Origin of the sequence: Actinomyces sp. Z5, assembly GCF_003287795.1 — a bacterium.
GTDB classification, from domain to species: Bacteria; Actinomycetota; Actinomycetes; order Actinomycetales; family Actinomycetaceae; genus Actinomyces; species Actinomyces glycerinitolerans.
This window is the reverse complement of record NZ_QMIN01000085.1, coordinates 1-8,633: the sequence shown is the minus strand read 5'-3', so window position 1 is coordinate 8,633 and position 8,633 is coordinate 1. Positions and strand designations below refer to the sequence as shown.

General features: G+C 69.0%; 6 protein-coding genes and 3 tRNA genes. 3 read left to right on the top strand and 6 right to left on the bottom strand.

Translation table 11 applies throughout. The features are described 5' to 3' along the window. Nucleotides 1-45 precede the first annotated feature (45 nt). From DRB06_RS12190 to uvrC, 3 genes are all read right to left on the bottom strand, one after another. Entirely contained in the window at nucleotides 46-1,923 is a 1,878-nt protein-coding gene (locus tag DRB06_RS12190) for a beta-glucoside-specific PTS transporter subunit IIABC (RefSeq protein WP_111820089.1), read from the bottom strand. 204 nt (nucleotides 1,924-2,127) lie between these two features. After that, the gene (locus DRB06_RS12185; RefSeq protein ID WP_111820088.1) at nucleotides 2,128-2,985 is read right to left on the bottom strand and encodes a PRD domain-containing protein; all 858 of its coding nucleotides are present in this window, start codon (nucleotides 2,983-2,985) and stop codon (nucleotides 2,128-2,130) included. Between the two features lie 13 nt (nucleotides 2,986-2,998). After that, the gene (gene uvrC, locus DRB06_RS12180; RefSeq protein WP_111820087.1) at nucleotides 2,999-5,299 is read right to left on the bottom strand and encodes an excinuclease ABC subunit UvrC; all 2,301 of its coding nucleotides are present in this window, start codon (nucleotides 5,297-5,299) and stop codon (nucleotides 2,999-3,001) included. 103 nt (nucleotides 5,300-5,402) lie between these two features. Between uvrC and DRB06_RS12175 the strand changes: the two genes are divergently transcribed. The 3 genes from DRB06_RS12175 to DRB06_RS12165 are packed head-to-tail and all read left to right on the top strand — an operon-like array spanning nucleotide 5,403 to nucleotide 8,360. Then, nucleotides 5,403-6,881 (top strand): amino acid adenylation domain-containing protein, encoded by a 1,479-nt coding sequence (locus tag DRB06_RS12175; RefSeq protein ID WP_111820086.1) that lies wholly within the window; start codon nucleotides 5,403-5,405, stop codon nucleotides 6,879-6,881. A 59-nt stretch (nucleotides 6,882-6,940) separates the two neighbouring features. Beyond that, nucleotides 6,941-7,426 carry a GNAT family N-acetyltransferase gene (locus tag DRB06_RS12170; protein WP_108967017.1) on the top strand — a complete coding sequence of 162 codons (486 nt, stop codon included), beginning with the start codon at nucleotides 6,941-6,943 and terminating at the stop codon, nucleotides 7,424-7,426. A 28-nt stretch (nucleotides 7,427-7,454) separates the two neighbouring features. After that, nucleotides 7,455-8,360: an HAD hydrolase family protein gene (locus tag DRB06_RS12165; protein WP_111820085.1), complete on the top strand. Its 906-nt coding sequence runs from the start codon at nucleotides 7,455-7,457 to the stop codon at nucleotides 8,358-8,360. 21 nt (nucleotides 8,361-8,381) lie between these two features. Here DRB06_RS12165 and DRB06_RS12160 read toward each other — a convergent pair. The 3 genes from DRB06_RS12160 to DRB06_RS12150 all read right to left on the bottom strand — a co-directional run bounded on the left by DRB06_RS12160 (nucleotide 8,382) and on the right by DRB06_RS12150 (nucleotide 8,633). Next, nucleotides 8,382-8,456: transfer RNA gene (locus tag DRB06_RS12160), tRNA-Val, on the bottom strand. Nucleotide 8,457: 1 nt separating this feature from the next. Next, nucleotides 8,458-8,528: transfer RNA gene (locus tag DRB06_RS12155), tRNA-Cys, on the bottom strand. A gap of 32 nt (nucleotides 8,529-8,560) precedes the next feature. Next, nucleotides 8,561-8,633: transfer RNA gene (locus DRB06_RS12150), tRNA-Gly, on the bottom strand.

Genomic DNA, 8,633 nt, shown 5'->3' with positions numbered 1-8,633 from the left:
CCCGCGCCGGCACCGGATGCGCCGGCGCGGGACGGGGGATGGGGATCAGTGGTCGATCTCGACGACGACGTCGTCGGCCTCCACGTCGGCGTCGGCCACCGGGACCACGCCCGCCAGGCTAGCCGTGTTGGTGACCACCAGGATGGTGGTGGGGTCGTATCCGCCCTCGCGCACGACCTCCAGGTCGACCTCGGCCAGTTCCTGGCCGCGGGCCACCCGCTGCCCCACGGTGACCTTCGGCGAGAAGCCCCTGCCTTCGAGCTGGACCGTGTCCAGGCCGACGTGTACCAGCAGCTCCACGCCGTCGTCGGTCTTGATGCCGTAGGCGTGTCCGGAGTCCATGACGGTCACCAGGGTCCCGGCAGCGGGTGCCGTGACCACGATCCGCCCGGTGCCGTTGGGGCGCACGGCGACACCGCCGCCCAGCGCGCCGGAGGAGAAGACCGGGTCGGAGACCTTCTCCAGTGGCATGGCCCGGCCCGCCACCGGGGCGCCCAGGGTGGTGGTGGGCTCAGCGGAGGCCTCCACGTCCTCTGCGGTGTCCTCGTCGGAGTCGGAGTCGGCGGCCGCGTCGGCCTCATTGAATCCGAGCACGAGCGTGAGCACGAAGCCGATGATGACGGCCACGGCAATGCCGATGAAGGTGACCACCACGTTGCCGTACTGAAGTAGGGCGGGCATGGCGATCAGGGAGGGGAAGACGAAGGCGGAGGAGGCTCCGCCGCCGATGGCGATGATGGCGCCGCCCACGGCGCCACCGATGCAGCCGGCGATGAAGGGACGCTTCAGCGGCAGGTTCACGCCGTAGATGCCGGGCTCGGTGATGCCGGCGAGGAAGGCCGACAGCGCGGCCGGCCCGGCCACCTGGCGCATCTGCGCCGAGCGGGTGCGGATCATGACGGCGAGCACGGCGGCGGCCTGCGCCAGGACGGCGGCGAACAGCGGGGCGGTCATAACCGAGTAGCCGGGGTTGTCGTAGTCGGCCAGCATGATGGGCACGAAGCCCCAGTGGATGCCGAACATGACGAACACCTGCCAGAAGGCGCCCATAATCGCACCCGCGGCCCAGGGCGCAATCCGGAACAGGGACTGGATGCCGCCGGAGATGCCGTTGGACAGCGCGGTCGTGACCGGGCCGATCGTCATGAGCACCAGCGGCACCATGATGGCGAGCACCAGCAGCGGCACCATGAAGTTGCGGATGGTGCTGGGCAGCACGCGCTTGAGCCAGCGTTCGAGGTAGCCCTGAATCCAGGTGGAGAAGATGATCGGCAGCAGGGATGACGTGTACGAGGCCATCACCACAGGGATGCCGATGAAGGTCACCGAGTCCGCATCTGCCAGGGCGACGATGTCGGGGTAGACGAGGGCGCCGGCGATGGCGACCGCCGTGATCTCGTTGGCCTTGAAGCGGCGTGCCGCAGAGATCGCCAGCACGACCGGCAGGAAGTAGAAGACTGAGTCGCCGGCCGCGTTCAGGATCGTGTAGGTGGTGCCTTCTTCTGACATCCAGCCCAGGGTGGTCAGCAGCGCCAGCAACGCCTTGATCAGGCCGGCACCCGCCAGGGTCCACAGCACCGGGTGGATCAGCGCGGAGATGAGCTTGATGAACCGGTCGAAGAGGTTTCCCTCCTCGGCGGGCTGCTCGGCGCCCGAGTCGGCCGCCCCCAGCGAGGTGATGCGCCCCAGCTCCTCATACAGCATCGGCACGTCGTTGCCGATGACCACCTGGTACTGGCCGCCGGCCTGCACGACGGTGACGACGCCGGGCAGCTGCTTGATCTGTGCCGTCGCCGCCTTGGACTCGTCGGCCAGGACCAGGCGCAGGCGCGTGGCGCAGTGGGTTATGGAGCGGACGTTGCCCTCACCTCCGACCTTCTCCAGCAGTTGCGGCGCCAGCGCCGCGTAGTCGACCTTGGCCATGCTGATCCTCCTCGATCCGGGTGCCCGCAAGCGGCAGGAAAACAAAAAAGACCCGAGGCGACCGCGCAGTACTCTGCGAGTCGTCTCAGGTCTTGCCCCTTGCGGGTAACAATCCTGGGCCCCTTCTGGGGGGCTCAGGGAACAGCTTAGAAGGTACCGGAGGTGCAGCGGCATAGCCTCCGAGGGTGCCCTTAGTCACACCACCTATTCGGGTTGGAGGGGTGCCCGGTCGATGCCGGCCTCCAGCCGGGCCACGTGCATGGTCAGGTAGGCGGTCTCATCGTCCTGCACCGTGATTCCCAGACGCATCTCCAACAGTTCCTTCACCCGCACCGCCACCCGGTAGGCCCGCGGATAGCGCAGCCGCAGGGACTCGGCGAACGCAGTTCCCGTACCGTCTGCCACCTGCTCGTCGGTGCGGGCACGCACCAGGAAGTAGCGCAAGTGCACCGCGAAGCGGGCGGCGTCGATGGAGTCGGCGCGGAAGCCGCGGCCGTAGGCGGCCTTGAGCACATCCATGACCTGGCCGATCAGCTTCGACTGGCGCGTCGCCTCCTGGGTTGAGGGGGCGCCCACGGCGGCGGCGAACAAGTGCAGGGCCAAGGCGACGGCCTCGCCATCGGGCAGTTGCACCTCCTGGGCGCGGTTGAGCTCGGCGACCATGCGCTCCGCCAGCCGCAGCTCCTCCGGGTGCAGGTGGGCGGCCTCGGCGCGCAGCGGATAGTCCATGACGATGCCCGCGGCCGCCCGCTCCATGGCCTGATTGACGTGATCGACGACCGCCACGACCGTGGAGGAGGGCACGGTGGTGCCCAGCTCCCGGGCGGCCGCACGGAAGGTGCGCTCGATCAGGGCGATGCGCTCCAGCGGGATCGCGGCCATCACCTCGCCGACGCTCTCGGCGTTCTGCGCCAGCACGTAGCGGCGCGCCACCCGGGAGGCGTCGACCTCCTGGCCCGGTTTGTGCTGGAAGCCGAGGCCGCGGCCGGTCAGGATCGTCTCGCGTCCCAGCTCGTCACGCGCCAGGATCACGTTGTTGTTGAACACCCGCAGGATCTCCACCCGTGGGATTGTGTCACCGATCCGATGACGCCGCAGCGGGGTCCGTCTCCGCCTCCGTCCCGGTAGCCGCCCCGGCCTGTGCCCCGGCGAGGTGCTGCTGAATGGTGGCGGCCAGGGTCGGGCCAATGCCCTTGATGGCGGCGATCTGCTCGGCGGATGCCGCCCGGATGCGCTTGACGGAGCCGAATTCCTTCAGCAGCGCCGCCTGCCGGGCGGGGCCGAGGCCGGGAATGGTGTCGAGCACGGAGCGGGTCATGCCCGCCGAACGCTTCTTACGGTGGTGGGTGATCGCGAAGCGGTGGGACTCGTCGCGCAGGTACTGCAGCAGGTACAGGGCCGGCGAGGTGCGCGGCAGCACGATCGGGAACTCCTCCCCCGGCACCCACACCTCCTCCAGGCGCTTGGCCAGGCCCACCAGCGGCACGTCCACACCGAGTTCGTCGAGGACCGCCCGGGCGGCATTGACCTGCGGCAGGCCGCCGTCGACGACGACGAGCCCGGGCGTGTAGGAGAAGCGCCGGGGACGGCCGGTGTCGGGGTCGACCGGACCGGAAACGGGCACTGCGATGTCGCCGGCCCCGGCAGCCGCCGCGCCGCCGGCGGCGCCCGCGGGCTTGCCACCGGAGACGTCCGCCACGACGTCGTCGGCCGTCTCCTCCACGTACTCCCCGCCGACGTCGGCGGGGACGGAGCCGGACACCGGGCCGGGGCTGTTCTGCTCGGCCAGCAGCCGCTTGAAGCGACGGGTGAGTACCTCGTGCATGGCGGCGGTGTCGTCGGCGGTGCCGGTGCCGTCCTCGCCGCGGATGATGAAGCGCCGGTAATCGGATTTCTTGGGGGCGCCGTCCTCGAAGACCACCATGGAGCCGACCTGGTAGGTGCCCTGCGTGTGGGAGATGTCGTAGCACTCCACCCGCAGCGGTGCCTCGGGCAGGTCCAGGGCCTCGGCCAGCTCCTCCAGCGCCTGGGAGCGCTGGGTGAGGTCGCCGGCGCGGCGGGTCTTGTGCTGGCGCAGCGCCTCCTCGGCGTTCTTGCGCACGTTGTCCATGAGGGCGGCCTTGTCGCCGCGCAGGGGCACGCGCAGTTCCACCCGGGCGCCGCGCAGACCGGTCAGCCACTCGCGCACGGCCTCGGCGTCGGACGGCAGGGCGGGCACCAGGATCTCCCGCGGGACGGCGGTGGTGGCGGTGTGGGTGACGTCGTCGACGCTGGTGGCGCCGCGCTCGCGGCGTCCGGTGCGATTGCCGTTCTCGGGGGCGGTGCGCTCCAGCGGGGCGGCGGGAGCTCGGCCGCCGACACCGAGGGAGGTGGTCGGCCCCGAGCGGGCGGGCGCGCCGACGGCGGTGCCCGCGGGGGCGGCGGCGTCGGCCGGGTCGAGCAGATCGGAGTAGACCTGCTGGAGAAGCCGCTCGATGAGTTCGGCGTCGGTGGCGTCCTCGACCAGGTCGATCACCCAGCCGCGCTGGCCCCGCACCCGCCCGCCGCGCACGTGGAAGACCTGGACGGCGGCGGTGAGCTCGTCCCGGGCCAGCGCGAATACGTCCACGTCGGTGGCCTCCGGCAGCACCACCGCGTTCTGCTCGATGACCTTGCGCAGAGCCTCGGCGTCGTCACGCAGGCGGGCCGCCTTCTCGAAGTCGAGCGCCTGGGCGGCGGCCCGCATCTGTGCCTCGACCTCGCGCAGGTAGGGGCCGGTGCGCCCGGCCATGAAGGCGCAGAAGTCCTCGGCCAGGGCCCGGTGGTCGGCGGGGCCGATGCGGCCCACGCAGGGGGCGGAGCACTTGTCGATGTAGCCCAGCAGGCAGGGGCGGCCGGAGGCGTGCGCGCGCTTGAACACGCCGGCCGAGCAGGAGCGGATGGGAAAAACGCGCAGCAGTTGATCGAGGGTCTCGCGGATGGACCACACCTGCACGAAGGGCCCGAAGTAGCGCACACCGGGACGCCGGGCGCCGCGGACGATCTGCGCGCGGGGAAAGGTCTCCTGCATGGTGACCGCCAGGTACGGGTAGGACTTGTCATCCTTGTACTTGACGTTGAAACGCGGGTTGAACTCCTTGATCCAGGAGTACTCCAGGGCGAGGGACTCGACCTCGGTGGAAACCACCGTCCACTCCACCGCGCAGGCGGTGGTGACCATCTTCTGGGTGCGCGGGTGCAGTGCACTCAGGTCCTGGAAGTAGTTGCTCAACCGCTGGCGCAGGTTCTTGGCCTTGCCGACGTAGATGACGCGTCCCTCGGCGTCCAGGAACCGATACACGCCCGGCGAGGTCGGGATATCGCCGGGGGCAGGACGGTATGTCGACGGGTCGGCCATGCGGTCAACATTACGACCTGGGTTCGCAAGCCACCGTGCTTGCGTTAGGCTAACGCGACAACCGAACGGTTCCACTTCCATAGCCTGAACGAAGGAAGTGACTATGAAGACCCAGACCGCCCAGACCATCTACGGTTGCTTCGCAGAGCAGGTCGCACGACGACCAGACGCCCCGGCAGTAATCACCCGGGCCAGAACCCTCACCTACGCCGAGCTTGACCGCATGATATCGGCGATTGCCACCATGCTGCCGCGCAATCCCCGCTTCGTCGGCATCGTGATGGACCACGGCCCGGCGATGATTGCGGCCATGCTCGCCGTCTTGAAGACGGGAGCGGCCTACGTCCCGGCAGAACCATCCTTTCCCGTCGACCGCATCCGTTTCATGCTCACCGAGGCGGACGTGGATGTAGTGGTGACGCAACGGGAATACGACGGTCTGTTCCGCGGGGCGGAGCGGATCTACATCGCCCCCGACTTCTCCGACACCCCGGTACCGCAGCCCATCCCGGTCGGCACGGCCACGGAGGATCTCGCCTACGTGCTGTACACGTCCGGCACCACGGGCGACCCTAAGGGCGTGTGCGTCGAGAACCGCAACGTGCTCGGCTACGTGAAGGCCTTCGAGCACGAGATGCGGATTGGGCCGGGGGACGTGATGCTGCAGCACTCGGTCTGTTCCTTCGACATCTTCGTCGAGGAGGTGTTCTGCTCCCTGCTGACAGGCGCCGCGCTCGCCATCCCCTCCATCGCCGAGCACGACAACGTGCCGGCCCTGCTCGACTTCGTTGACGAGATGGGCGTGACGATCGTCGATGGTTTCCCCTACCTCATCGCAGATTTCAACGCATCGGGGCGCGTGCCAAAAGGTGTGCGTCTGTACATTAGCGGCGGCGACGTCCTACGGGCGAACTACTGCGACCAGCTCGTGGACCGGGCCGAGGTCTACAACACCTACGGTCCTTCAGAGACGACCTGCTGCGCCACCTACTACCGTGCCAGCGCCGGAGCGCCTCTAGCGGATGGCACCTACCCGGTGGGCAGGGCGGTGCTGGGCTACCGCGTGGATATCCTCAACGAGGACCTACAGCCCGTCGACCGCGGACAGGTCGGCGAGATCTGCGTGACGGGTACAGGCGTATCGCGCGGCTACCTGACACAGCGACCGGAGTCGAGCAACTTCGTCATGCAGGACGACGGCTCGCGCATGTACCGCACGGGAGACCTGGGGGTCATGACGGACACCGGCGACATCGCCTTCCTGCGCCGTAAGGACTCCCAGGTCATGATCGAGGGGAAGCGGGTCGAGTGCACGGAGGTGGAGAACGTGCTCTCGGCCGACGATTCCGTTGACCGCGCCGTGGTGCGCGACCATTCCGACGAGAACGGGCTCTCCTATCTGGTCGCCTACTTGACGCCGGCCTCCCAGAGCATCGTGCTCTCCGAGTTGCGCAAGCGCCTCGCACGGCGGCTCACCTCGTTCATGATTCCCGAGTTCTTCGTCGTCATGAATGAGATCCCCCTGAACAGCAACGGCAAGCCCGACGACGCCGCCCTGCCGGTGGTGTTGAAAGCAGGCTGACGGGCGGGGTAGTGGCAGCGCGGATGTCACGGAGGTCCCAGGGAGATTATGGGGAGATCATGGGGATCGAGATAGAGCAGGTCGGGATCGCCCGCATCGACGAGCTCCTGGCGTGGCGCATGGAGGTGCTGCGTGAAGTCTTCGGGACCGCCCTCGACGCCGCCCCCACTCGCCTTGAGCGCGCCAACCGTGCCTACTACGAGCGGGAGTTACCGACCGGCGGGCATATCGCCTGCCTGGCATGGCTGGACGGCGAGCCGGTCGGATGCGGCGGCGTCTGCCTGCACACGGAGATGCCGTCGCCCGACAACCCGAGCGGCCGTTGCGCCTACCTGATGAACGTGTACACGCGCCCTGCGTTCCAGGGACGCGGGGTGGGGGCCGCGGTCGTCGACTGGCTTGTCCGGCAGGCACGTGCACGGGGCGCGGGCAAGGTGTACCTGGAGGCGTCCGACGCGGGCAGGCGGCTCTACGAGAGCACGGGCTTCACGGACATGGCCGACATGATGCGCCTGACGCAAGGCGGACGCACCCGCCCCGAATGAGCCGACCCGTCATACCCTCGATGTCACCATGAACACAGCCGCCTCCCACCATCGCGTCATCCCGCCGGATGCGGACGGCACCCCGGTGTCCTGCGTGCTGCCCGCTCCCCCGACGCCACGTCCGTCGGATTTGCGCCTGGTGGCGGTGGATATGGACGGCACCTTCCTGCGCACTGGCTCCACTTACGACCGGGGCCGCTTCGCACCGCTGCGCCGCCGGATGCGCGAGGCCGGCGTGCGCTTCGTGGTCGCCTCCGGCAATCAGGAGGCGCAGCTGCTCGGCTTCTTCCCGGCCGCGGAGGGCCCGGCTCCCGACGGCGTGGTCTCCGATAACGGGGCGATCGTCCTGGCCGACGGCGTCCGGCTGCTGGAGACGCACGTGCCCATGGACGCGCTGGCGCGGGTGCTGGCGGTGCTCGACGGCGACGCCGGGCTGACCTTCATCGCCTCCGGCCCGGACGGCGCCTACCTGCGCGAGTCGGAGACGCCCGAGATGCGGGAGCTGCTGACCTTCTACCACCCCCGGTACCAGTACGTCGCCCGCACCGCCGACATTAACGGTCACCGCGTATCCAAGATCGCGCTGGTGGACGAGCACGGCTTCACGCAGGCGTTCCTGGACCGGTTGTCCGAGGCGCTGGACGGCGCGATGGTGCCGGTGGTCTCGGGACACGACAGCGTGGACCTGATCGTGCCCGGGCGGCACAAGGCCTCGGGGCTGGGCGTGCTGCTGGACCACTGGGGCCTGGTGCCGGGGCAGGTGGCGGCCTTCGGAGACTCCGGCAACGATGCGGAGATGCTGGCTCGCGCGGGCTACGGGATTGCGATGGCCAACGCCTCCGCCGCCGCCCGCGACGCCGCCGACTTCATGGCGCCCGCCAATGATGACGACGGCGTGCTGCAAGTACTGGAGGGCTGGTTCCCGGCGGACTGAACACGGGAAGAGCGAAGGCGATGGTGGGCGATACTGGGATCGAACCAGTGACCTCTTCCGTGTCAGGGAAGCGCGCTCCCGCTGCGCCAATCGCCCGAGGTGGGTACCGGATTCGAACCGGTGTAAACGGCTTTGCAGGCCGGTGCCTAACCTCTCGGCCAACCCACCAATGAGAGGCTGGGAGGACCCCCGCTCCTCGGAGCGGATGACGGGACTCGAACCCGCGACCCTCACCTTGGCAAGGTGATGCTCTACCAACTGAGCCACATCCGC